The organism is Actinoplanes lutulentus, assembly GCF_003259845.1.
In the GTDB taxonomy this organism is placed as follows: domain Bacteria; phylum Actinomycetota; class Actinomycetes; order Mycobacteriales; family Micromonosporaceae; genus Actinoplanes; species Actinoplanes lutulentus.
The window spans coordinates 42,873-66,998 of record NZ_QLMJ01000012.1; the positions used below are offsets into that span (position 1 = coordinate 42,873).

The 24,126-nt window shown below is 69.7% G+C and carries 22 protein-coding genes; 14 read left to right on the plus strand and 8 right to left on the minus strand.

Annotation, left to right across the window (positions count from 1 at the left end; translation table 11 throughout):
• Nucleotides 1-186: 186 nt before the first annotated feature.
• Nucleotides 187-753: a PadR family transcriptional regulator gene (locus B0I29_RS24385; RefSeq protein WP_245972729.1), complete on the plus strand. Its 567-nt coding sequence runs from the start codon at nucleotides 187-189 to the stop codon at nucleotides 751-753.
• A gap of 659 nt (nucleotides 754-1,412) precedes the next feature.
• Here B0I29_RS24385 and B0I29_RS24390 read toward each other — a convergent pair.
• Nucleotides 1,413-1,895 carry a GNAT family N-acetyltransferase gene (locus B0I29_RS24390; RefSeq protein ID WP_111651392.1) on the minus strand — a complete coding sequence of 161 codons (483 nt, stop codon included), beginning with the start codon at nucleotides 1,893-1,895 and terminating at the stop codon, nucleotides 1,413-1,415.
• Between the two features lie 99 nt (nucleotides 1,896-1,994).
• On the opposite strand from B0I29_RS24390, the gene B0I29_RS24395 reads away from it, so the two are divergent.
• Nucleotides 1,995-3,941 carry a PAS domain S-box protein gene (locus B0I29_RS24395; protein ID WP_111651393.1) on the plus strand — a complete coding sequence of 649 codons (1,947 nt, stop codon included), beginning with the start codon at nucleotides 1,995-1,997 and terminating at the stop codon, nucleotides 3,939-3,941.
• Here the strand turns inward: B0I29_RS24395 and B0I29_RS24400 are convergent.
• Nucleotides 3,938-4,900, minus strand: coding sequence for an LLM class F420-dependent oxidoreductase (locus B0I29_RS24400; RefSeq protein ID WP_181557969.1), 963 nt, complete (start codon nucleotides 4,898-4,900; stop codon nucleotides 3,938-3,940). The genes B0I29_RS24395 and B0I29_RS24400 overlap by 4 nt on opposite strands.
• Before the next feature lie 130 nt (nucleotides 4,901-5,030).
• On the opposite strand from B0I29_RS24400, the gene B0I29_RS24405 reads away from it, so the two are divergent.
• Genes B0I29_RS24405 through B0I29_RS24415 form a run of 3 tightly spaced genes read left to right on the plus strand, consistent with a single transcriptional unit; the run spans nucleotide 5,031 to nucleotide 8,404 of the window.
• Entirely contained in the window at nucleotides 5,031-5,663 is a 633-nt protein-coding gene (locus tag B0I29_RS24405) for an ATP-binding cassette domain-containing protein (protein WP_111651395.1), read from the plus strand.
• On the plus strand, nucleotides 5,660-7,792 hold the full coding sequence (locus tag B0I29_RS24410; protein WP_111651396.1) for a YhgE/Pip family protein: 2,133 nt from the start codon (nucleotides 5,660-5,662) through the stop codon (nucleotides 7,790-7,792). Before B0I29_RS24405 ends, B0I29_RS24410 begins: the two co-directional genes overlap by 4 nt.
• A 9-nt stretch (nucleotides 7,793-7,801) precedes the next feature.
• The gene (locus B0I29_RS24415; protein ID WP_111651397.1) at nucleotides 7,802-8,404 is read left to right on the plus strand and encodes a TetR/AcrR family transcriptional regulator; all 603 of its coding nucleotides are present in this window, start codon (nucleotides 7,802-7,804) and stop codon (nucleotides 8,402-8,404) included.
• On the opposite strand, the gene B0I29_RS24420 is transcribed toward B0I29_RS24415, so the two are convergent.
• The 5 genes from B0I29_RS24420 to B0I29_RS24440 all read right to left on the minus strand — a co-directional run bounded on the left by B0I29_RS24420 (nucleotide 8,401) and on the right by B0I29_RS24440 (nucleotide 12,829).
• Nucleotides 8,401-9,456: an ABC transporter permease gene (locus B0I29_RS24420; RefSeq protein WP_111651398.1), complete on the minus strand. Its 1,056-nt coding sequence runs from the start codon at nucleotides 9,454-9,456 to the stop codon at nucleotides 8,401-8,403. The genes B0I29_RS24415 and B0I29_RS24420 overlap by 4 nt on opposite strands.
• The gene (locus tag B0I29_RS24425; protein ID WP_111651399.1) at nucleotides 9,453-10,346 is read right to left on the minus strand and encodes an ABC transporter ATP-binding protein; all 894 of its coding nucleotides are present in this window, start codon (nucleotides 10,344-10,346) and stop codon (nucleotides 9,453-9,455) included. Before B0I29_RS24425 ends, B0I29_RS24420 begins: the two co-directional genes overlap by 4 nt.
• Nucleotides 10,347-10,395: 49 nt before the next feature.
• Nucleotides 10,396-11,055, minus strand: a complete 660-nt coding sequence (locus B0I29_RS24430) for a response regulator (protein ID WP_111651400.1) — start codon at nucleotides 11,053-11,055, stop codon at nucleotides 10,396-10,398.
• Nucleotides 11,052-12,338 (minus strand): sensor histidine kinase, encoded by a 1,287-nt coding sequence (locus tag B0I29_RS24435; RefSeq protein ID WP_111651401.1) that lies wholly within the window; start codon nucleotides 12,336-12,338, stop codon nucleotides 11,052-11,054. Before B0I29_RS24435 ends, B0I29_RS24430 begins: the two co-directional genes overlap by 4 nt.
• Nucleotides 12,339-12,463: 125 nt before the next feature.
• Nucleotides 12,464-12,829 carry a MerR family transcriptional regulator gene (locus tag B0I29_RS24440; protein ID WP_111651402.1) on the minus strand — a complete coding sequence of 122 codons (366 nt, stop codon included), beginning with the start codon at nucleotides 12,827-12,829 and terminating at the stop codon, nucleotides 12,464-12,466.
• A gap of 881 nt (nucleotides 12,830-13,710) precedes the next feature.
• Here B0I29_RS24440 and B0I29_RS24445 point away from each other — a divergent pair.
• From B0I29_RS24445 to B0I29_RS24475, 7 genes are all read left to right on the plus strand, one after another.
• A complete protein-coding gene (locus B0I29_RS24445) occupies nucleotides 13,711-15,234 on the plus strand; it encodes an amino acid permease (RefSeq protein ID WP_111651403.1) in 1,524 nt (507 codons plus the stop codon).
• A 13-nt stretch (nucleotides 15,235-15,247) separates the two neighbouring features.
• Nucleotides 15,248-16,594, plus strand: a complete 1,347-nt coding sequence (locus tag B0I29_RS24450) for a glutamine synthetase family protein (protein ID WP_111651594.1) — start codon at nucleotides 15,248-15,250, stop codon at nucleotides 16,592-16,594.
• Between the two features lie 15 nt (nucleotides 16,595-16,609).
• Nucleotides 16,610-17,965, plus strand: a complete 1,356-nt coding sequence (locus B0I29_RS24455; RefSeq protein ID WP_111651404.1) for an aldehyde dehydrogenase family protein — start codon at nucleotides 16,610-16,612, stop codon at nucleotides 17,963-17,965.
• The gene (locus B0I29_RS24460) at nucleotides 17,966-18,730 is read left to right on the plus strand and encodes a 3-oxoacyl-ACP reductase (RefSeq protein ID WP_111651405.1); all 765 of its coding nucleotides are present in this window, start codon (nucleotides 17,966-17,968) and stop codon (nucleotides 18,728-18,730) included.
• 170 nt (nucleotides 18,731-18,900) lie between these two features.
• A complete protein-coding gene (locus B0I29_RS24465) occupies nucleotides 18,901-19,623 on the plus strand; it encodes a gamma-glutamyl-gamma-aminobutyrate hydrolase family protein (protein WP_111651595.1) in 723 nt (240 codons plus the stop codon).
• Nucleotides 19,608-20,342 (plus strand): gamma-glutamyl-gamma-aminobutyrate hydrolase family protein, encoded by a 735-nt coding sequence (locus B0I29_RS24470; RefSeq protein ID WP_111651406.1) that lies wholly within the window; start codon nucleotides 19,608-19,610, stop codon nucleotides 20,340-20,342. The genes B0I29_RS24465 and B0I29_RS24470 overlap by 16 nt, the downstream gene beginning before the upstream one ends.
• A gap of 66 nt (nucleotides 20,343-20,408) precedes the next feature.
• Nucleotides 20,409-22,226: an ATP-binding SpoIIE family protein phosphatase gene (locus B0I29_RS24475; protein WP_111651596.1), complete on the plus strand. Its 1,818-nt coding sequence runs from the start codon at nucleotides 20,409-20,411 to the stop codon at nucleotides 22,224-22,226.
• Here B0I29_RS24475 and B0I29_RS24480 read toward each other — a convergent pair.
• Nucleotides 22,195-22,515 carry an STAS domain-containing protein gene (locus B0I29_RS24480; RefSeq protein ID WP_111651407.1) on the minus strand — a complete coding sequence of 107 codons (321 nt, stop codon included), beginning with the start codon at nucleotides 22,513-22,515 and terminating at the stop codon, nucleotides 22,195-22,197. The genes B0I29_RS24475 and B0I29_RS24480 overlap by 32 nt on opposite strands.
• Before the next feature lie 67 nt (nucleotides 22,516-22,582).
• Here B0I29_RS24480 and map point away from each other — a divergent pair, with 67 nt between their 5' ends.
• A complete protein-coding gene (gene map, locus B0I29_RS24485; RefSeq protein ID WP_111651597.1) occupies nucleotides 22,583-23,440 on the plus strand; it encodes a type I methionyl aminopeptidase in 858 nt (285 codons plus the stop codon).
• Nucleotides 23,437-24,126: a VIT1/CCC1 transporter family protein gene (locus B0I29_RS24490; RefSeq protein ID WP_111651408.1), complete on the plus strand. Its 690-nt coding sequence runs from the start codon at nucleotides 23,437-23,439 to the stop codon at nucleotides 24,124-24,126. The genes map and B0I29_RS24490 overlap by 4 nt, the downstream gene beginning before the upstream one ends.

Genomic DNA, 24,126 nt, shown 5'->3' on the forward strand with positions numbered 1-24,126 from the left:
AGGTACCAGATTGCCAGATGGCGGGTGCTCGACACCTACCGCAACCCAACGATCCCAGAAACCCTTGCCGACGACAGTTCGCCGATATATCGTCTAACTATCGACGAACGAACGGAGAAGATCATGAGGTACACACACGACGGCGAGCGCGGCCACGGTTTCGGTGGCCACGGCGGACGCGGCTGGATGTTCGAGGGCCGCCGGCGCGGCTTCGGATTCCCGCCCGGGTTCCCCTTCGGCGGTGGCCCCGGCCCTGGCGGCCCCGGCTTCGTCCCGCCGGATTTCGCGGGTCACCGCCCCCGGCGAGGTGGCCGAGGCAGCCGGCAGAACGTGCGGCCCGCCATCCTCGCGCTCCTTCTCGAAAGGCCGATGCACGGCTACGAGATGATCCAGGAGCTCGACGCACGCACCAACGGCATCTGGCGCCCGAGCCCCGGCTCGGTCTACCCGACGCTCCAGCTCCTCGAGGACGAGGGCCTCATCGAGGTCACCGCCGAGGGCGGTCGCAAGAGCTACCAGCTCACCGCCGACGGCCGTCCCGAGGCCGAAACCGCCGCGGAGAACCCGCCGTGGACCCAGTTCGGCGAGGACGCCATGTCCCAGGTGCAGGATTTCCGCGACGCGGCGGTCGGCATCATGGGTGCTCTGAAGCAGGTCGGTTTCACCGGCACCGCCGAGCAGCGCCAGAAGGCGCTGGAAGTGCTCAACGAGACGAAGCGCAAGCTTTACGCCATCCTCGCCGACAGTGAGTAAAACCCCCGGAAAAGCGCGCTCAGACTTCCTGAGCGCGCTTTCCTTCTTTGGGTACGCGTAACCGCAAGCCCCCGTGGCACCCACCGCGACCGATTGCCCACACCGGGCCGCCCGGCGCCCATCGCTACCGCTGCATGGTCACCCTCAAACCCGAGCTCGTGTCTCCCGCCGCACGAGGCGTCTTGCAGATCTTGTGCGGTTCGGCCACCCGATCAACCGCGAACGCACGAGTTTGCCGGGTAGGCCGGGGTAGCGGGTCGGTCCGCGAACTTCCGGGTGACGCGCTGTCACTACAAAGGTGGAGAATTCTGGCTTTGTGGAGACCTGTGGTGGTCAGATCACCCACAAGTCTCCAAGATCAGGCCAGCCGATTTGCCGGCCGCCCACCCTCCGTGACAGGCCGGTGAGATGAGCGACGTCGGCCGGCCGCCCGGCCGCAGCCGACGAGAATTCTGGACGCCGTGCCGCCTGGCCGCACCGAGACGAGGTCGCACGCAACGACTCGGTGCGGCTTCATCCACGCCAGGGCCGAGACGAGAGCTCACACAGCCATTCGGTGCGGTCTCATCACTGTTGTCGGCGCCTTTCGTGTGCCCGCGTCCCTGGCCCGGTTGGCGGGGTGAGGCTGTGCCGGGACTGTCCGCGGCTGGGGCGGGCCGTTACAGGGCTTTGTAGTAGTGGACCAAGGGGAGCGCGGTGAAGCCGGCCTTCTCGTAAGCCGCTCGGGCCGGGGCGTGGCCCGGGTCGCCGCCGGTGCCGATGCCGGCCACCGTGAGGCCGTCGGCGCGCATGCGTTCCAGGGACTGCGCGATCAGGGCCGCGGCGATGCCACGGCGCTGGTGGTCCGGGTCGACCGCGATCATCTCGATCTCGCCGCTCGACGCTTCCCTGTCGTGGATCGAGGCGGCGAAGCCCACCGGCCGCCCGTCGCGGACCGCCACCAGTGTGTGCTCGGCGTGCTCGGTGCAGACCCGGGCGACGTCGCGGGCCTGTGAGGCGAGCCAGTCCGGGTAGACACGGGAGTAGATCTCCGAACCGAGCACCTTCTCGAAGGACGCGAACACCGGCGCCCAGGCGCGCAGCGAGAAATCGACGACCGTCGGCACATCGTCCGCTGTGAGCAGTCTGATCTCGAACGTCATACCGAACAGCCTGACATCTTCGGCAAGCGGGATATCGGCTGGGAAAGGGGGAATGCTCGCCTAGGCTCGGGTCTATGCCCCGGTGGAATGAGGTGCGGGGTGGCTAATCCTTCTGATGCTGTGGTGATCGGTCTGCTCGAAGCGGCACCCGACGCCATCATCGGCGTCGACCGGGACGGGCGCATCGCCGTGGTGAACGCGCAGACCGTCCGGCTGTTCGGGTACGAGCGAGCGGAACTGATCGGTGAGCCGATCGAGTTGCTGATCCCGGAGCGTTTCCGGCCGCAGCATCCCGGCCACCGCCAGGAGTACCTGCGGGATCCGCGTCCCCGGCCGATGGGTGCCGGTGTCCCGCTCGCCGCCCGGCGCAAGGACGGCAGCGAGTTCCCGGCCGAGATCTCGTTGTCGGCGCTGGCGGCCGAGGACATGGTGGTCGCGGCCGTCCGGGATGTGAGCGATCGGGTACGCCGGGAGGCCAAATTCCAGGGCCTGCTCGAAGCCGCCCCGGACGCGATCGTCGGCGTCGCGTGTGACGGCCGGATCACCCTGTTCAACGCGCAGGCCGAGCGTCTCTTCGGATATTCGCGCAGTGAGCTGCTCGGCCTGCCGATCGAGGTGCTGGTGCCGGACTCGGCCCGGCCCGGCCACCCGGACAAGCGGCTCCGGTACTTCGCCGATCCGCAGCCCCGGCCGATGGGTTCGGGCCGGCCGCTCGGCGCGCGCCGCAAGGACGGCTCCGAGTTCCCCGCCGAGATCAGCCTTTCCGCGCTCGAGACCGAGGACGGCGTGATCGTCTCGGCGGCGATCCGGGACGTCACCGATCGGATCGAGGCGCAGGCCGAGCGACAGCGGCTGGAAGCGGAGGGCGAACGCCTCGCCGCGGCCGCCGAGCGGGAACGGCTGGAGGCGCAGCTGCATCAGTCGCAGCGTCTGGAGAGCCTGGGGCAGCTGGCCGGCGGGGTGGCACACGACTTCAACAACCTGCTCGCCGTGATGCTCAACTACACCGGGTTCGTCGCCGAACAGATCCAGGACGCGGCCGACGCCGAACCGGGCAGCGACTGGCCGCAGGCCGCCCAGGATCTTCAGCAGGTGCTGCGGGCCGGGCAGCGGGCCACCGAGCTGACGCATCAGCTGCTGGCGTTCGGCCGCCGCGAGGTGGTCCGGCCCCGGGTGCTCGACCTCAACGTGGTGATCCGTGAGGTGGAACAACTGCTCCTGCGTACGCTCGGCGAGCACATCCGGCTGCACGCGGAGCTGGAGCCGAGGCTGTGGCCGGTGCTCGCCGACCCGGGTCAGATCGAGCAGGTGCTGGTGAACCTGGCGGTGAACGCCCGGGATGCGATGCCCGGCGGCGGCACGCTGACCGTCCACACCGGAAACCACGAGGACGCCGGCGGAGGCCGCCATGTCCGGCTGCGAGTGGGCGACACCGGGACCGGGATTCCGCCCGAGGTGCTGGAGCGGGTGTTCGAGCCGTTCTACACGACGAAGGCGCCCGGCCAGGGCACCGGTCTCGGGCTGGCCACGGTGTACGGCATCGTCACCCAGGCCGGCGGCTCGGCGACCCTGCAGTCCATCGTGGGCGCCGGCACCGTTTTTACCGCGTTGCTGCCGGTCACCGCCGAGCAGCCGGTCGCGCCGGCGCCGGCGGTGGCGCCGGCCCAGCTCCGGCACGGCGGGGAGACGATCCTGGTGGTCGAGGACGAGGTGGCGCTGCGGGCGGTGACCGAGCGGATCCTGACCCGCAACGGGTACCGGGTACTCACTGCCGCCAGCGGCCCGGAAGCCATGAAGATCGTGGAGGACCCGGCCGTCGAGGCGGATCTGCTGCTCACCGACGTGATCATGCCGCACATGCACGGGCAGGAGCTCGCCGAGCAGATCCGCCGGATCCGGCCGGGCATGCCGGTGGTCTTCATGTCCGGTTATGCCCAGCCGTTCATCACCGGTGGCGGCACTCTGGACGCCGGCACCATCCTGATCACGAAGCCGTTCGCCCAGCCCGAGCTGCTGCAACGCCTCCGCGAAGCGCTGGACGGCTAGCGTCCCAGGGCGGTGATCAGCTCGCCCAGGGCGGCAGCGCCACCGCGCTCCAGTTCCGGCGTCGGCATCAGGGCCATCACCGGGACGGTCACGCCGGCCCGGGCGTACGCCTCGACGCGGGTGCGGCACTCGTCCGGTGTGCCGTGCACGATCAGCTCGTCGACCAGCGAGTCCGGGATCGCGGCGAGCGCGCCCTTGCGGTCACCCGCTTTCCAGGCCAGCCACATCGGGTCGAGGATCTCGGACCGGCCGAGCCAGCGGTGGAACGCCGCGTACGCCGGAACGGTCAGGTACGACGTGATCATGCGGCGGCCGACCGCGCGGGCGTAATCGGCGTCCTCGGTCGGGATCACGAAGATCCGGGCGGCCACCTCGAACCCCGGGCCGGCCTCTTTCGTCTCGGCCAGCGCGGTCGCCACGTCGGTGGCCGAGAGCCAGTTCAGGATCACGCCGTCCGCTTCGGCGGCGGCCAGCCGGAGCATCTGCGGGCGCAGCGCGGCGAGCAGGAGCTGCGGCGGGACCGCCGGCGGGCGTTCCAGCCGGAACCGCCGGACGGTGAACGACGGGTACTGCTCGTCGATCGTCTCGCCGGCCAGCGCGGATTTCAGGAACCGGAGCACGTCGCGGCTGCGGGCGAACGGCTCGGTGAAGTCCACCGCGTTCCAGTCGCCGACGACGACCGGGGACGAGGCGCCGATGCCGAACTGGAAGCGCCCGGGCGCGGTCTCGGCCAGCGCCGCGGCGGTCATCGCGAGCAGGCCGGGCCCGCGGGTGAAGACCGGGGTGATCGCGGTGCCCAGTTTGAGCCGGGACTCCCACGCGGCGGCGAGCGTCAGCGGTGTGAAGGCGTCCGTGCCGTTCACCTCCGACGACCAGACGTCGGTGAATCCGGCGTCGGCCAGTCCCCGGAAAACGGCGGCGTGCTCCGCGAGCGGAACGCCACTGAGCGGCACGGTCATGCCCCATCGCATCGACATGCCCTTGATCCTGCCGGTCGGCGGCGCGTGATGTCCACCACCTGACGATGTTGACGCGTACCCATGTGGGTATGTTTTTGAACTGACCAGTCAGTCTAAATAGGGAGCCGACATGTCGGTGCTCACCGCGACCGGCGCCGGGGTCCGGCACCACCGCCGCTGGCTCGTGCGCGGCCTTGACCTGCGGGTCGAGCCCGGCGAGCTGGTCGCGGTCACCGGTCCACCGGGCAGCGGACGCACCAGCGCGTTACTCACCCTGGCGAGGCGGCTGCGGCTTTCCGCCGGCACGGTCGACATCGTGGGTACGGCTTCACTGGGCCATGTTCCCGATGTGGAGGAGCCCGAACCGGTCTTCACCGTGGCGGAGCACATCACCGAGAGGCTCGCCCTGCTCGGCCGGCCGCGTGGCGAGGACGTGCCGCTGCACGGGCTGGACCCGGAGCTGCGCGGGCGGGATCTGACGCCGTATCAGAAGCAGGTCCTCGGGCTGGTCCTCGCGCGCATGGAACGTCCCTCGGTGATCGCGCTGGACGGCGTCGACGCGGGACTGGACGCCACCGAACGGGCCGCCCTGTGGGAGCTGCTCGGCGAGATCACGGCGAGCGGCGTGGCGGTGCTGCTGACCGCACGTGAGGTTGCTCCGGCCGAAGTGGACCGGATCGTGCTGCTCAGCGATCCGCAGACGGACGAACCGGGGCTGACGACCGTACACATGGGTGGCCGGGAAAAGGGTGACCGGGAATGAAGAGCCTGACCCTCGCGGGTTTTGAACTGAAGCGATTTCTGCGCAGCCGGCTGACGGCGGCGGCGCTGGCGGTCCTCGCGGTGGTGCCGCTGCTGTACGGGGCGCTGTATCTGTACGCGTTCTGGGATCCCTACGGCCGGCTGAACCACATCCCGGCGGCGCTGGTCGTCGAGGACACGTCCGCGAAGGCGTCCGGCGGCGAGACCGTGCGCGCCGGGCAGGACCTCGCCGACGAGCTGATCAAGCGGGAGATCTTCGACTGGCACGTGGTCGACGCGGCGGACGCGGAGCGGGGCTTGGAGGACGGGAAATACCAGATCGAGCTGCTGATCCCGGCCGGGTTCTCGGACGATCTGGCGACCGCGCCGGACGCCGGCAGCATGCCGCGGACCGCGCAGCTCAGCGCGGTGAGCGACGACGCCACCAACTACCTTTCCGGAGTCTTCGCGCGGACCGCGTTCGACGAGGTGCGGGCGGCCGCGGCGTCGAGTGCGTCGGCGCGGTACTTCGACCAGATGCTGATCGGGTTCACCGATCTGAAGGAGCAGACGCAGAAGGCGGCGGACAGCGCCGGGCAACTGCGGGACGGTTCCGCGAAGCTGGAGGGCGGCGCTGATCGTCTCTCCGGCGGGATCGACGATGCTGAGGCGGCGACCGGGAAGCTGGCGAACGGGATCGACAAAGCCGGTTCTGGTGCTGATGAACTGGCGGACGGCCTGAAGCGGTTGGAGGCCGGTTCCGCGCAGCTGGCGTCGGGGACGGCGGAGGCCGCGCGGGGTGGTCGTCAGCTGGCGGACGCGGTTGATGCCGTCTCGGACCGGATCGAACCGGTGCTGCGGGACAACGCGCAGACCATCGCCGATGCGGCGCTGCTCGTCGCCAAGGGTGCGGACACGCTTTCCGCGAATGTCGGCGCGATCGACGATGCGGCTTCCCAGGCCGTGACTGATGCCCGGAAATTGCAGAAATATCTGGACTCGCTCCCGGATGACACCGAGGGCGTCGAGCGCGCCCGTGTTCTGGCCGCCGACCTGGTCGCCGACGCTCAGCGCATCCAGTCCACGATCGACGCTGCCGATCTGGACGGCCTCAGCGCCCGGCTCAAGCAGGTGGCGAAGGACGCCCGCGCGGTCGCGGCCGCCGCACCGCACCTCGCCGACGATGTGAAAGCCGCCCGCACCCAGGTCGACAAGCTCGCGAACGGCCTGGACTCGCTCGCGACCGGTGCGAAGAAGCTGAACACCGGTCTCGGACAGTCGGCGGACGGCGCCACTGATCTGCGCAACGGCATCTACAAGCTCTCCAGCGGCGCCCGGCAGATCGAGGACGGCCTCGGCACGCTGTCCACGGGCGGGCACCAGGTCGCGTCCGGCCTCACCCAGCTGACCGACGGTGCGTCGAAGCTGACCGACGGGCTTTCCGACGGCGCCGACAAGATCCCGGCGTACAGCGACACCAGCGACCGGGCCGACGTCCTGGCCGACCCGGTCTCGCTGGACCGCGTCGTCCGCCACCCGGCCGGAACCTACGGCGTCGGCTTCGCCCCGTACTTCCTGGCCCTGGCGCTCTGGGTCGGCGCGATGATCAATTACATGCTGCTGCGGCCGCTGAACCGGCGCTATCTGGCGTCCGGCGCCCCGCCGCACCGGGTCGCCCTGGCCGGTCTGCTGCCCGGCGTCGCGATCGGGGTGGTCCAGGCCACGCTGCTGTTCCTGGTGGTCCGGTTCGCGCTCGGGCTCTCGCCGGTGCACCCGCTGACGACGTACGCGCTGATGGCCGGCACGGCCGCCGTCTTCGCGGCGATCATCCAGCTGCTCGGCGCGGCGCTCGGCCCGGCCGGACGGGTCGCCGCTCTGGTCCTGCTGATGCTCCAGCTCACCTCGTCCGGCGGGACGTACCCCGTGCAGACGTCGCCGGGCATCTTCCAGGCCATCCACCCGCTGCTGCCGATGACGTACGTGGTCGAGGCGATGCGGCACTCGATCGACGGCGGGTCGGGCACGACCGTGGCACACGCGGCGCTGATCCTGGCCGGGTTCGGGCTGGCCGCCGCGCTGCTGACCGTGGTGCTCGCGGGCCGGAAACGGCGGATGACCGCCGCGGACCTGCACCCCGAACTGGTCCTCTAGGGTTCTCCCGTGGGTTCTCTCGCAGGTGCGGACGGCCGGAGCCGGCGGCGTCTCGACAGCCGTCAGCGGCTCTTCGAGGCGGCGGTGGAGCTGATCGCTGAGCAGGGTTTCTCGGCGACCACTGTCGACGACATCGCGCTGCGCGCCGGCGTCGCCAAGGGGACCGTCTACTACAACTTCAAGTCGAAGAACGAACTCTTCGAGGAGCTGCTCCGGCACGGTGTCGGGCTGCTCACCGAGGAGTTCCGCACCGCGGTCGCCGGGCTGCCGGCCCGGGACGCGGTGCGGGCGCTGGTCCACGCCCAGCTGGAGTACATCCGGCGTTATCGGGCCTTCGCCCAGCTGCTGCTCTCCGAGATGTGGCGTACCAACCGGGAGTGGCAGCAGACCCTGATCCTGCTCCGCGAGCAGGCCATCGGGGTCATCGCCGAGACCGTTCAGTCCGGCGTGGACTCCGGCGACCTGCCCGCTGAGCTGGACGTGCGGGTGGCGTCGGCGGCGCTTTTCGGTGTCGGGCTGGTGGTCGCGGTGGACTGGCTGGTGTTCCAGCCCGACCGCGACATCGCCGACGTGGAGGAGTCGTTGCTGGCGATCGTCCGCCGGGTCGCCTAGGCGTTCTTCCAGGCGGCCAGCAGCGACGTCTTCTGCCGGGTCCGCATCAGCGAACCCTGGTAGATCCGGGCGCCGGCGGCCAGCAGCAGCACCGCGGTGACCGCCAGGATCAGCAGCGACACCAGCGGCTCCCAGGCCGCCGCGTCACCGTTGAACGTCCGGATCGGCATGGCGATCGGCGACGAGAACGGGATGTACGACAGAATCCGCTGCGCCTCCGCGTTGTCCTGCAGGAACAGCACCGCGAAGAACGGGATCAGCACGGCCATCTGCACCGGCGACGACGTGCTGGTGATCTCCTCCTGCCGGGAGGCGAGCGCGCCGACACCGGCCCAGACCGTCGCCAGCATCAGGAAGCCGAGCACGAAGAACGGCAGGAACCAGCCGAGCGCCGGGCCGACCGCGTTCACCACGCCGGTGTCCACGTCGGTCACCTTCATGCCCACGAACGCCACGAGTGCGAGCAGGGCGATCTGACCGAACGCCAGCAGCGTCATGGCCGCCACCTTGCCGGCCAGCAGCGCCCGCACCGAGACGCTGGACACCAGGATCTCCACGATCCGGGTCTGCTTCTCCTCGATGACGCTCTGCGCGATCTGCAGGCCGTACGTGTACGACGTTATGAAGAAGAGCATCGCCAGGATCGACGGGATCAGGAACTTCAGGAACGGGTCCAGGTCGCCGGCTTCGAGAAGGCGTACCGGCGGGGCGACGCTGAGCGCCGCCACCACCTCGGACGGCGGTTCCTCCATGGCGAGGACCTCAGGCCCGGGTACGACAGCGGCCTCCACCTCGCCGTCGCGCAGCAGCCGCTCGGCGGCAGTGACGTCGGTGACCTCGACGACCTCGAACCCGGCCTGCCGCAGCGGTGCGGTCGCGGCCGGCACGGCGGTCGCCACCTTCGTCGGTCCGCCGCCGAGGATCGCCGGCAGCACGATCGAGGCGATCACGATCACCAGGAAGAACGCGGTGCTGTAGAGGAACGCCTTGTCCCGCAGCTTGGTCCGCAGCTCACGGGCCGCGACCAGCCGGGTGGCCTCGAAGGTTGTCACTGGATGACCTCTCGGAAGATCTCGGCGAGGGAGGGGCGGACCGGGCCGAACGACCGGACCGGGCCGCGGTCCAGGGCGGCCCGCAGGATTTTCTGGTCGTCCGTCTCCGGCGTCAGGTCCAGGACGGCACGTGGGCCGTCCAGCTCGACCAGCGTCACGCCGGGTTCGTCGCGCAGCCAGCCCGCGTCGGCGTCCACCTCGATCGAGTACCGGGGGAGGGCGTACTGCTCACGCAGGTAGGAGCGGGGACCGGAGGCGCGGATCGTGCCGTCCGCGATGATCACCAGGTCGTCGCAGAGGCGCTCCACCAGGTCCAGCTGGTGGCTGGAGAAGAGCACCGCGGCGCCGGCCGCGGAACGCTCGCGCAGCACCGCCACCACGGTGTCGGCGGCGAGCGGGTCCAGCCCGGAGAACGGCTCGTCGAGGACCAGCAGCTCCGGCTCGTGCACCAGGGCGGCGGCGATCTGCACCCGCTGCTGGTTACCCAGCGACAGCTTCTCCACCAGGTCGCCGGCGCGCGGGCCGAGATCCAGGCGGTCCAGCAGCGTGGCGGTCCGCGCCTTCGCGTCAGCGGCACTCATCCCGTGCAGCCGGCCCAGGTAGACGACCTGCTCGGCGACGGACATCTTCGGGTACAGCCCGCGTTCTTCCGGCATGTAGCCGAAGCGCTGCCGCACCTCCCGGGTGATCGGGGCGCCCCGCCAGGTGGCTTCCCCGGACTGGGCGCCGAGCACGCCCAGGATGATCCGCATCGTGGTGGTCTTGCCGGCGCCGTTCGCGCCGACGAAGCCGGTCAGGCGGCCGGCGTCCACGGCGAAGGACACGTCCTTGAGAACGTGCCGGTCGCCGAAGGACCGGTTTACGGCATCGACGTTGAGGACGGTGGTCATGGGTAAACGCTATGGCCGGACCGCGCCGCTGTCGTCCGGCTGGAGAACGTCATCCCTGCGAAGGACGAACAACCCCTAATTCGTACGCGAGAACCACCGCCTGCGTCCGATCGCGGGCACCGAGTTTCATCAGCACCCGGCTGACGTGCGTCTTCACTGTCGTCTCGCCGAGACGCAGGCCGGCGGCGATCTCGGCGTTGGTGGCGCCGCCGGCCAGCAGGACCAGCACCTCGTGCTCGCGCGGGGTCAGCTCACCGAGTCGCACCGTGGGCTCTGGTACACGTGGCCTCGGTGCCGTGAATCCGGCGATGACACGGCGGGTCACCGCCGGGGCGAGCAGGGCGTCACCGGCGGCGATGACGCGTACCGCCTCGGTCAGGTCCTCGGGGGTGCCGTTCTTCAGCAGGAAGCCGCTGGCGCCGGCCTGGAGTGCGGCGTACAGGTAGTCGTCGCGGTCGAACGTGGTCAGGATCAGCACCGACGGGCCGCCGGCCGCGGCGATCCGGCGGGTCGCCTCCAGGCCGTCGACGCCGGGCATCTCGACGTCCATCAGCACGACGTCGGGGCGCAGGCTCAGGGCCAGTTCGGTGGCGCGTTCGCCGTCCGCGGCCTCGCCGACGACAGTGATGTCGTCCTCCATCTCGAGGATGACCCGGAAGCCGGTGCGGACGAGGGCGTGGTCGTCCGCGACGAGGACGGTGATCGTCACGTGGTTTCTCCTGCCATGGCTTCTTTCGGCACGGCGGTGTGCGGGAGCCTCACGCGTACCCGGTAGCCGCCGCCGGATCGGGGTCCGTTCTCCAGGACGCCGTCGTGGACTGCCACGCGTTCGCGCATGCCGATCAGGCCCATCCCCCCGGACTTATCCGATTTATCAGCATTTCCGTCGTCGCTCACGTCGAGTTCCACCTCGCTGCTCAGATAGCGGAGGCGAATGTCCAGAGTGGTCGCGCGGGCGTGCTTCAGGGTGTTCGTCACGGCTTCCTGCGCGATCCGGTACGCCGCCTGCGACACCGAGTCCGGCAGCGGCACCGGGTCGCCGAAAACAGCGAAGTGGACGGTCAGCCCGGTCTCCCGGGCGCTGTCGGCGATCTGCGGGATCCGGTCCACGCCGCTGGTGGCGGCTTCCGCCGTCGCACCCGACGCCCGCAGTGCGCCCAGCATCCGGCGCAGCTCGTCCACCGCGGTCCGGGCGCCCTCCTCGATCGCGGTGAGCGCGGTCCGCGCCCGGGCCGGATCCTTGTCCAGGGCACGCCGGCACGCGGACGCCTGAATGCCCATCACCGACACGTGGTGAGCCACGACGTCGTGCAGCTCCCGCGCGATGCGTACCCTCTCGTCGATCACCGCGCGCTCGGCCGCCGCGGCCTGGGCCGCGCGCAGTTGCGCCGCCTGCGACTCGACCGTGTCGAGCCGGCGGGCCGCCTGCCAGGCGGAGTCGCCCATCAGGTAGACCGCGACGAAGAAGACCACGTTGACGATGTACAGGTTGAAGACCAGCGCCCAGAGTGCCGGCAGCTCACCGGAAGCGCCGTCGAACCCGTCGCCGACGATCTCGTCCCACGACATCACGAACGCGACGGTCAGCCAGACGAACATCGCGGCGATGATGACCAGCCGCAGGTTCCGCGCCCGATGCCGGACCGGCCCCCACGCGCCGAGCGTGTAGATCGCGGCGAACAGGGCGTACGAAGCGACCTGTTGCTCCTGCGCGCCGCGGAACTGGCCGCCGATGAAGAGCGCCGACATCACGATCGCGGCCGCGTCCGGCCGGCTCCGCCGCCAGATCAGCGGCAGCGTGGTGCCGAGCGCCCAGGCGATCTGCTCGATCCTGGCCGGCGCGTCCTCGGTGTGCAGCATGCCGAAACTGCGTGAGAGGAACAGGTTGAGCACGGCGCCTGCCGCGACGCCGAGCCCGATCCACAGATCGGTCCGGCGCTGCGCGGCGGTCGGCCCGGGGCGACGCCATTCTTCGATGTTCCGCGTGCGCATGGAGTGACCATCGCACGGGTGAACCTGTCAGAGGCCTGAGGGGGTCAGGTCCTTGCGAGCCGGGGTCGTCGGGCCGGGGTCATCGGGCCTGCGTCATCGGGCCTGGGGCGTCGGGCGGGTCTGCGTCATCGCGTTCTGGTCGTCGGGCGGGCTTGGGTCGTCGGGCGGGCCTGCGTCGGGATCGTGGCGTCCTCGCTGGGCTCGAGCGTGCCGCCGAGCGCGACGATGTGCCGGTGCGCGGCGGCGAGACGGTCCTCCAGCGTGACGATCCGGCAGGCGGCGGCGAGCAGGAAACCCTGATCGAGCAGCACCCGGACGCGGGCCGCGAGGTCGAGTTGATGGCGGGAGTAACGGCGGTGCCCGCCGGACGAGCGTTCCGCCTCGATCAGCCCGGTGTCGTCCAGGCTACGCAGAAAGGCCGCGGTCACGCCGATCAGCTCGGCGGCCCGGCCCATGGTGAACGCGGCAACATCACGAGTCTCCGCGGCCATGCTCTCCCTGTCTGTCCCCGCATAGGTCCAGGGCCCCGGCGGGTAACCGGAGCCCTGGATTTTCAATTCTTGTGCCGATCACTGTCGGCGCATGTTGGTCGACCAGCTGCGTGCCGCTAGCAGTCGACCGGAGTGATGAGCATCGGCTGCGATCACCTCTCGTCGGGCCGGGGACGTTGTGATTACGCGTTTCTGCGGTATCTCGTCCTCCTTCTCCAACTCAGCGTCTGTGCCAGTTGCTAACCGGTTTGTGAGAACCGGCTCCGTCGGCCGTGACCGACCCATTGAATGTATGCCTCCCCTCGCCGGATTTCTAGAGTCGCCGCTGTAGATTTTTTAGCGGCCACCCTAATTGACCTGCGAGAATGAGGCACCCGGTCAATGCCTCACGCGCACCCCGCACCCTGCCCCCGGGCACACCCACCCGCCCGCGAGCGTGTCGACTTCGGGTTCGCTACGCCCCCAAAATCGACACGCCGGCGGGATGCTCACGGCGCGTCGGGGGCGCCGCGGTTGGGCGTACGGAAAGGGTGGAGGGTGAGGTAAATGCGTTGCTGGGGGGAAATGGGGGTGCGAGCCTTGGTGGCAAGCGGGTCCTCGGACGGCTCGTGAGTCCAGGGCCACTCGTGATGGCCCTTCGCGGCGGTGCGGGGTGCGGTCACCTCTCTCTTCAGCGCGCCCCCACGCGCAAGCGCCCACCTCGCGCCGCCGCCCCCACGCTCTCTCCATAAAGGTCGCGCTGACTTTCGCGGGGCTGTTTGGACGGGTTTCGGTGGGCGTTGGTTGATCAATTAACGCGCGTCATTGACGGCTGTAACACGGCGGCGAGATCATCACGGCATCGCGTGGTCCAGGTCACACCCGGGCAAGGGAGCACTCAGATGAGCGCTGATCACGGCATCGCCCCTACTTCTGATGAAGAACGACTCGCACAACTCGGTTACAAGCAGGAGCTGCATCGGCGCCTGTCGGGTTTCTCCAACTTCGCCGTCTCCTTCTCGATCATTTCCATTCTGGCCGGTGCGATCACCTCGTACGGCATAGCCATGACGGCGGGTGGCCCGATGGCCATCACGCTGGGCTGGCTGTTCGTCGGCATCATGGTGACCTTCGTGGCGCTGGCGATGGCCGAGGTCTGCTCGGCCTATCCGACCGCCGGCGCCCTGTACTGGTGGGCCGCCGCTCTGGCCAAGAAGAACAAGCCCGCGTGGGCCTGGTTCGTCGGCTGGTTCAACTTCCTCGGTGAGGTCGCGGTGACCGCGGCCATCGACTTCGGCGCGGCGATCACCACGTCGGCGTTCCTCAGTCTCGCCTTCGACGTGGAGGTGACGACCGGGCGCACGTTCCTGATCTTCCTGGTCATCATCATCGTGCACGGGCTGCTGAACACGTTCGGCGTGAACCTGGTGCGGCTGCTCTCCGACGTGAGCGCGTGGTGGCACCTGGTCGGTGTCGCGGTGATCGTCGGCGTGCTGGCCGTGGTGCCGGACCAGCACAAGCCGGTCTCCGAAGTGTTCTTCGAGGTGCAGAACGCGACAGGCTTCAGCTTCTCCGGGGCGGGCGTCTACGCCGTCCTGATCGGTCTTCTGATGGCGCAGTACACCTACACCGGGTACGACGCCTCGGCGCACGTGGCGGAGGAGACGCACGACGCCGCCCGGGCCGCACCGCGGGGCATTGTGCTGTCCGTCGTCGTCTCGGTGATCGCCGGTTTCGTGCTGCTCTTCGCGATCACCTGGTCGATCCAGGATTACGAGGGTGCGCGTACCAGCGATCTCGCGCTGCCGCCCGCGCAGATCTTCATCGACGCGGTCGGGCACGACCTCGGTACGTTCCTGCTCTTCATCTGCATGGTGGCGCAGTGGTTCTGCGGCATGGCCTCGGTCACCGCGAACTCCCGGATGTCGTACGCGTTCGCCCGCGACGACGCCATCCCCGGCGCGCGGATCTGGAAGAAGGTCAACGCGCGTACCGGTACGCCGACCAACTCGATCTGGCTCTGCGTGACGCTGTCGATCCTGCTGGTGCTCCCGTCGCTGTGGAACACCACGGCGTACCTGGCGGCCACCTCGATCGCGGTGATCGGCCTCTACATCGCGTACGTCGGACCGGTGCTGCTGCGCCGCCGGCTGGGCGACGACTTCGAGCCGGGTCCGTGGAACCTCGGGAAATGGAGCGCCCCGATCGGCTGGATCGCGATCGTGTGGGTAGGTGTCATCTGCGTGCTGTTCGTGCTGCCGACCGCGAGCCCGATCACCGCGTCGACGTTCAACTACACGATCGTCGCCGTGGCGGTGGTGCTCGGCGCGGCCACGATCTGGTGGTTCGCCAGCGCGCGTAAGTGGTTCACCGGCCCGAAGCAGAACCTGATCGAGAAGGCCCACCACGGCGAGCAGATCGACTGATTGGATGGCGAACATGGATCTCGAGGAACTCGACGTCTCGGTCGACAACGGCAGCATCGACACGGTGCTGCTCGCCCTGACCGACATGCAGGGGCGGTTGCAGGGCAAACGGCTGCACGGGCGCTACTTCCTGGACGAGGTGGTGTCCGGCGGCAGTGAGGGGTGCAACTACCTGCTCGCCGTCGACGTGGACATGAACACGGTCGACGGGTACGAGATGTCCTCGTGGTCCACCGGGTACGGCGACTTCGTGATGCGGCCGGATTTCAGCACGCTGCGCCGCGTCCCGTGGCAGCCCGGCACCGCGCTGGTGCTCGCCGATCTCTTCGACACGGCGGGGCAGCCGGTGGCGCCCTCACCCCGGCAGATCCTGCGCCGCCAGCTGGACCGGCTGGCGGCGCACGGTCTGACCGCGTACGCGGGAACCGAGCTGGAGTTCGTCCTGTACCGGGACACGTACGAGCAGGCGTTCACCAAGAGTTACCGGGACCTGACCCCCGCCAACCAGTACAACGTGGACTACTCGCTGCTCGGTACCGCCCGGGTGGAGCCGCTGCTGCGCCGGATCCGCAACGAGATGTACGGCGCCGGCCTGATCCCGGAGAGCGCGAAGGGCGAGTGCAACCTCGGCCAGCACGAGATCGCCTTCCGGTACGCGGACGCGCTCACCGCCGCCGACGGGCACGTGGTCTACAAGAACGGCGCGAAGGAGATTGCCGCGCAGGAGGGCATGGCGCTCACCTTCATGGCGAAACCGAACGAGCGGGAGGGCAACTCCTGCCACATCCACTTCTCGCTGCGTAACCCGGAGGGCAAGTCGGCGATGCTCGGCGACGGGCCCGCCCATCTGAGCGAGACCGGTCAGCGGGTGCTGGCCGGGCTGCTCGCCACGATGCGCGAGTTCAGCCTGCTCTTCGCGCCGAACATCAACTCGTACAAGCGGTACCAGCCGGGCTCGTTCGCGCCGACCGCGGTGCGGTGGGGCGTCGACAACCGGACCTGTGCGCTGCGGATCGCCGGGCACGGCGAGGGGATGCGGGTGGAGAACCGGGTGCCGGGCGGCGACGTCAACCCGTACCTGGCGATCTCCGCGCTGATCGCGGGCGCGCTGCACGGGATCGAGAACGAGTTGTCGCTCGAGGACGAGTTCGCCGGGAACGCGTACCTGGACGCCGACGCGCCCCGGGTGCCCGGGACGCTGCGCGACGCGGCCACCCTCTGGTCGGACAGCGGCGTCGCGGAAGCGGCATTCGGGTCCGAAATCGTCTCCCATTACGCGAACATGGCGAAGGTGGAACTGGCCGCTTACGACGCGGCGGTCACCGACTGGGAGTTGCGCCGCGGATTCGAACGTCTCTGAGGGGATGATCAAGTCGTGACTGAGGTGATCAACCCATCGACGGGCGAGGTGCTCACGACCGTACCCTCGCTGGGTCTGGCAGAGACCGACGCGGCGATCGAGCGTGCGCAGAAAGCTTTCGGGAAATGGCGCGAGGTCGCGCCCGGGGACCGGGCGCGGCTGTTGCGCCGCTTCGCGGCGGTGGTCGAGGACCACATCGAGGAGCTCGCGCTTCTTGAGGTACGCAACGCGGGGCACACGATCGGCAACGCTCGCTGGGAAGCGGGCAACGTCCGGGACGTGCTGAACTACTACGCCGGTGCGCCGGAACGCCTCTCCGGGAGGCAGATCCCGGTGCCCGGCGGCATCGACATCACGTTCCACGAGCCGCTCGGCGTCGTCGGGATCATCGTGCCGTGGAACTTCCCGATGCCGATCGCCGGCTGGGGTTTCGTGCCGGCGCTCGCGGCCGGCAACACGGTGGTGCTCAAGCCGGCCGAGCTGACCCCGCTCACCGCGATCCGCCTCGGTGAGCTGGCGCTCGAAGCCGGCCTGCCGGAGGACGTCTTCCAGGTGCTGCCCGGCAAGGGCAGCGTGGTGGGGCAGCGGTTCGTCACCCATCCGGCGGTCCGCAAGGTCTGCTTCACCGGGTCGACGCCGGTCGGCAAATCGATCATGGCGGGCTGTGCCGATCAGGTGAAGCGGGTGACGCTGGAGCTGGGTGGCAAGAGCGCCAACATCGTCTTCGCGGACGCTGATCTTCAGGCGGCCGCGGCGGCGGCTCCCGGCGCTGTCTTCGACAACGCGGGTCAGGACTGCTGTGCCCGTTCGCGGCTTCTCGTCGAGGCTTCGGTCTACGACAAGTTCCTGGCGATGCTGGAGCCGGCGGTGGCGAAATTCCGGGTATTGGACCCGTCCAGCGAAATGTCGGAAATGGGGCCGCTGATCTCTTCCGGTCAGCGGGATGTCGTCGCCTCCTATGTGGATGGCGCCGACGTGGCGTTCCGCGGAACCGCCGACTTCAAGGATGGCTGGTGGTTCCCGCCCACCGTTCTGCTGGCCGGCTCGGCGGACGACGCGCACTGGCGTGAGGAGATCTTCGGGCCGGTGGTGAGCGTGCTGCCGTTCCGCGACGAGGCCGAGGCGATCCGGCTCGCCAACGACACCGAGTACGGCCTCTCCGGCTCGGTCTGGACCCGGGACGTGGGCCGGGCCCTGCGGATGTCGCGGGCCGTGGAGACCGGCGCGCTCAGCGTCAACAGCAATTCGTCGGTGCGGTACTGGACCCCGTTCGGCGGGATGAAGCAGTCCGGCCTCGGCCGCGAACTGGGTCCGGACGCGCTGCTGTCGTTCACCGACGTGAAAAATGTATTCATCTCTATGGGGGCTTGAGTGGAGCGTCTGCAGGACCGCGTTGCCGTGATCACCGGTGCCGGTAGCGGCATCGGGCTGGCCACGGCGCGGCGTTTCGCCGCCGAAGGCGCCTTCGTCGTCTGTGTCGATATTTCCGAAGAAGCGGGCAAGGCGATCGCCGAAGAGGTCGGCGGCGAGTTCGTGGCCTGCGACGTGAGCGACGAGGAGCAGGTCAAAGCGCTCTTCGACGGCGTCGTGGAACGGCACGGCCGCGTCGACATCGCGTTCAACAACGCCGGCATCTCGCCGCCCGACGACGACTCGATCCTGGTGACCGGCATCGACGCGTGGGAACGCGTCATCCGGATCAACACGACGAGCGTCTTCTTCTGCTGCAAGTACGCCATCCCGCACATGCAGCGGCAGGGCAAGGGCTCGATCATCAACACCGCGTCGTTCGTGGCTCTGCTCGGCGCCGCGACCTCGCAGATCGCGTACACCGCCAGCAAGGGCGGGGTGCTCGCGATGACCCGTGAGCTGGGCGTCCAGTTCGCCCGCGAGGGTATCCGGATCAACGCGCTCTGCCCTGGGCCGGTCGCCACGCCGCTGCTGATGGATCTCTTCGCGAAGGATCCGGAGCGGGCAGCGCGCCGTCTCGTGCACGTGCCGATGGGCCGGTTCGCCGAACCGTCGGAGATCGCGGCGGCGGTGGCGTTCCTCGCGAGCGACGACTCCTCGTTCATGACGGCGAACCAGTTCGTCGTCGACGGCGGGATCACGGGTGCGTACGTAACACCGCTGTGATGTTTCAAGACCCGTTACGGTGGGGATGAGACAACATACGCCCAGCTCAACAAGGTGTATTGGGGTCGAATCCCCGCCCGCGCGGGTCGATCCCCGTGTAGGTGGGACAGATGGACCCGTCACGCGGCGCCGGTTCTCCGGCGCCGCGCGCCTGTGACTACGGTGGTGCGATGCGTCCGATCATCGGCATAACGTCCTATGTGGTTCCGGCCACCTGGGGTGTCTGGCAGAACCTCCCCTCCACCCTCGTGCCGCACGACTATGTCGAAGCGGTCACGCTGGCCGGTGGCCGGGCGATTCTGCTGCCTCCGGACGACCGGGACGCCGACGTGCTCCGCGCCCTCGACGGCCTGGTCCTGGCCGGCGGTCCGGACGTCGACCCGGCCCTCTATGGCGCTGCCCCGCATCCGGCGACCGAGTTCCGCGCCGAGCGGGACGCCGGCGAGATGCTGCTGCTGCGGGCCGCCCTCGACGCCGGCCTGCCGCTCCTCGCCGTCTGCCGGGGGATGCAGCTGCTCGCCGTCGCGGCCGGCGGATCACTGCACCAGCACCTGCCGGAGACGCTCGGCCACGAACGGCACCGGCCGGCGCCGGGTGTGTACGGCGAGCACGAAGCGACCTTCACGCCGGGCAGCCGGATCGCCGATCTGATGGGTGCGGACCGCGCCATCCACTGCTTCCATCACCAGGGCGTCGCGGACGCCGGATCGCTGACCGTCACCGGGCGGGCGGACGACGGCACCCCCGAGGCGGTCGAGGACCCGAACGGGGGATTCGTCCTCGGCGTGCAGTGGCATCCGGAATACCGCAGGGACCAGCGCCTGTTCGGCGCACTAGTCGATGCAGCCAGAACCAGGATGAAGGAGAACGGCACCGCATGCGCAGACCGCTGATCGGCCTCACCTGTTACGCGCAGCACATCCAGTACCAGCGCAACGAGTTGATGGCCGCAATGCTGCCGATGAACTACGTGAAAGCGGTGCACGCCGCCGGCGGCAGAGCCGTTCTGATCACGCCGGACGATCCGGGCACCGACGTGCTCGAATCGCTGGACGGCATCGTCTTCACCGGTGGCGGCGACGTCGACCCGGTCGCCTGGCAGGCCGAGCGTCACCCGGCCACCGAGGTCGACGAGGTACGCGACGCCGCCGAGCTGATGCTGATGCGCGCGGCCCTTGCGGCCGACCTGCCGGTGCTCGGCGTCTGCCGGGGCATGCAGGTGATGGCGGTCGCCACCGGCGGATCGCTGCACCAGCACCTGCCCGATCTGGTCGGGCACGAGCGGCACCGGGCCGCCGCGGGCACCGACCCGCTGGCCGCCGGCGCCTCCGATTACGGCCGGCACGACGTCGTCGTCGACGAGAACAGCCGGGCACACCAGCTGTTCGGCCGCCACCTGACGGTGAACTCGTTCCACCATCAGGCGGTCGCCGACCCGGGTGAGTTCGTACCGGCCGGCTGGTGCCCGGACGACCGGGTCGTGGAGATCCTCGAACACCCCGGGCTGACCTTCGCTCTCGGCGTGCAGTGGCACCCGGAACGGACCACGGACCTGCGGGCGTTCACCGCGCTGACCGAGGCCGCTTCGGTGGGTGCGATCATTCCGGCATAAAACGTGGGGAGGTCCGCATTGGGGCTGACGAGCCGGTTGCGCATCGCCTTCGACCGAGGCGGCGAGATGGGCGCGCGAATGTCCGCTCTGGACTGGTCCGCCACCACGGTCGGTGATCCGTCCGCCTGGCCGGAGGAGCTGACCGGCGCGATCGTCACGATGCTCGCCTCGCGGGCGCCGATCGTCGTCTGCTGGGGGCCGGAGCACACCGCCTTCTACAACGACGCGTCCCGGTCGGTGACCGGCGGCGAGCCCGGCCGGCCCGTCGCCGAGACGTGGGACGTGCGGGCGCTGCTCGACGGCGTGATCGCGAACGACGCGTCGTTCGCGTCCGAGGATCACCCCTTCACGCTCGACCCGATCCGGGACGCCGAGGGACGGCCCGCCGGGGTCTTCTGCATCATCACCGACAAGACCGCGGCCTCCGGCGACCTCTGGGAGATCGTGGGCCGGCTGCGCGGCCTGGTCGACGTGGCCTCCTCGCTGAACGCCGTACCGACCACCGCCGAGGTGCTCGACGTCGCGGCCCGGCACGTGCTCGCCCTGACATCGGCCGGCCGGGTCGTGGTGACCGCGCCGGAAGCCCGGGCCGAGCAGGACGGCGGGGCCACCGTGCCACCGTCCGAACCGGACGTGGTGCTGCCGCTGCCGTCGGACAGCTCGCCGGACGACGCCGGGCCGCCGCTCGGCGAGCTGCGGGTCTGGGACGGCGCGGACGGCCCGGCCGAACCGGCGCTGCTCAACCAGCTGGCCCGGCTGATCGGGCTGCGGCTGGCGAACGCGCGGCTCTACGAGACCGAGCACCGGATCGCGTCCACGTTGCAGCACAGCCTGCTGCCGCAGTCGCTGCCCCGGGTGCCGGGCGCGATCGTGGCGAGCCGGTACGTGCCGGGCAGCAGCGAGGCGCGGGTCGGCGGCGACTGGTACGACGCGATCGCCGCCCCGGACGGCGAGTTGTTCCTGGTCATCGGCGATGTGGTCGGCAAGGGCGTGCAGGCCGCGGCGGGCATGGGCCAGTTGCGGAACGCGCTTCGGGCGTACGTTCTGGAAGGTTTTGACTGTGGCGCCGCGCTGACCCGGCTGAACCGGCTGGTCGACACTCTCGGGCGGCGGCAGTTCGCCACGGTCATCTGTGTGGCGTTCGATCCGCGTACCCGGAGGTTGCGGTTCTCCTCCGCCGGGCATCCGTCACCGATCGTCGTGGAGGGTGGCAAGGCGGGTGAGTTCCTCTACGCCACCGCGATGGGGCCGCCGATCGGCGCTCTCGGCAACGTCACCTACCCGACCCGGGAACGCGAGCTCTCCTCCGGCGGCCGGCTGCTGCTCTACACCGACGGCCTGGTCGAGGACCGCCGGCAGGGCATCGACACCGGGCTGGCCGAGCTGACCGCCGACGTCGCCCGGCCGACCGATCACGTGGAGGACCTGCTGGACGCGCTGCTGGTGAAGGCGGCCCGGCACGCGCGCCGCGACGACATCGCGCTGCTCGCGCTGGAGGTGACCGAACCCCGCGAGTTCGTCCTGCGGCTGCCCGCCGACCCGTCCCGGCTCACCGTGATGCGCCGCCGGCTGGAGGACTTCCTGACCGCGCACGCGGTACCCGACAACGACGCGTTCGACCTGGTGGTCGCGGTCTCCGAGGCCGCGGCGAACGCGATCGAGCACCCGCTCGACCCGGACGAGCCGGTGATCGTGGTGGAGGCCTCGCACACCGGTGACGCGGTCGTGGTGACGATCCACGACACCGGTCGATGGCGTCCGGCAACCGATGCGGGTTTCCGCGGGCGTGGCCTGGCGTTGATCGGGGCGCTGACCGAGCTCTCCGTGCACCGCTCCCCGCAGGGCACCGCGGTTACTCTGCGGCGCCCGCTGAATCCGGCTTGAGCCAGGGCTGCCCGGCCAGCCCGGAGATCTCCAGCACCCGCAGAACCCGGGACGAGGGGAACACTGTGAGCCGGCCCGACGGGTAGTGCTCGGCGAGCCGGGTCAGGGCGTGGATGGCGGCCGAGTCGAAGAAGCTCACCCCGCGCAGGTCCACGGTGGCGGCCGCCGCGTCCGGCGGTGTCGCGGTGCTGAACAGCACGTCGGCGGTGGCCATGTCGACCTCGCCGGTCACGATGACGGTGACGTGGTCGCCATCGACCGCGCCCGCCACCGAGAAGTCTTGATCCACCGGAACAGGTTTTCACAGGGGTCCGAGGGCGGCAAGAACGGGGCTGCCGGGCGGATAGGCTGTGAACATGTCCGTACGTGCCCCACTCAGCCCGGGAAAGCAGTCGCGCGAGCGATCGGTCCCGGCGCAGATCGTCCGCCCCGAGTACGTGGGGAAGAAGAAGCCCCGCGAGTGGCGTGGCTCCCATGTGCAGACTCCCGAGACGATCGAGAAGATGCGCGTCGCCGGCCGGATCGCCGCGCAGGCCACCGAGCTCGCCGGTGAGCACTGCAAGCCCGGCGTCAGCACCGACGAGATCGACCGGGTGGTGCACGAGTTCATCCTCGACCACGGCGCGTACCCGTCGACGCTGGGTTACAAGGGCTTCCCGAAATCCTGCTGCACCTCACTCAACGAGGTGATCTGCCACGGCATCCCGGACTCCACGGTCCTGGAGGACGGCGACATCATCAACGTCGACGTGACGGCATATCTGAACGGCGTGCACGGCGACACCGACGCCACGTTCTGCGTCGGCGAGGTGAGCGACGAGGCCCGCCTGCTCGTCGAGCGCACGCACGAGGCGATGATGCGCGGCATCCGTGCGGTCGCGCCGGGCCGCCCGATCAACGCGATCGGCCGGGTCATCGAGGCGTACGCGCGCCGCTTCGGTTACGGCGTGGTCCGCGACTTCACCGGCCACGGCATCGGCGAGACGTTCCACTCCGGGCTGTACATCCCGCACTACGACAACCCGCGCCTGGAAACCGTCATGGAACCGGGCATGACCTTCACCATCGAGCCGATGATCACCCTCGGCACCCATGAGTACGACATCTGGAAAGACGGCTGGACGGTCGTCACGAAAGACCGCAAGTGGACGGCCCAGTTCGAGCACACCCTCGTGGTGACCGACGACGGCTACGAGATCCTCACCCTCCCGTGATCCTGCCGGCCGAGCACCATCACGCCGACGTCTCCGGCGGGTGGCTGAGGGCCGCGACGTTCGGCGCGATGGACGGCCTGGTCACCAACATCGCGCTGATCGCCGGGGTGGGTGGCGCCCGCTCCGGCCATCACACGCTGATCCTGACCGGCGTCGCGGGCCTGGTGGCCGGGGCGATCTCGATGGCGATCGGCGAGTACACCAGCGTCCGGACCCAGAACGAACAGGTCGCCGCCGAGCTCGACAAGGAACGCCACGAGCTGCGCGTCAACCCGGACGGCGAGGCCGACGAGCTGGTGGCGGCGTGGACGGCCCGGGGTCTGCCGCTCGCGCTGGCCCGGCAGGTGGCCGACGTCCTCAAGGACAACCCGGACCAGGCGCTGCGGGTGCACGCCCAGGAGGAGCTGGGTGTGGTCCCGGACGAGCTGCCCAGCCCGTGGACGGCCGCATCGTCGTCGTTCGTCTGTTTCGCGGCCGGCGCGCTGATCCCGCTGCTGCCACTGCTCGCCGGTTTCGAACCGTTGTGGCCGGCGCTGCTCGCCGGTGGAATCGGTCTCTTCGTGGTGGGTGCCGTGATCGCCCGGCTGACCGCCCGGCCGTGGTGGCGCGGCGGGCTGCGTCAGTTGCTGCTGGGCGGCGCGGCGGCCGGTGCGACGTTCGTGATCGGCACGATGCTCGGCGCCTGA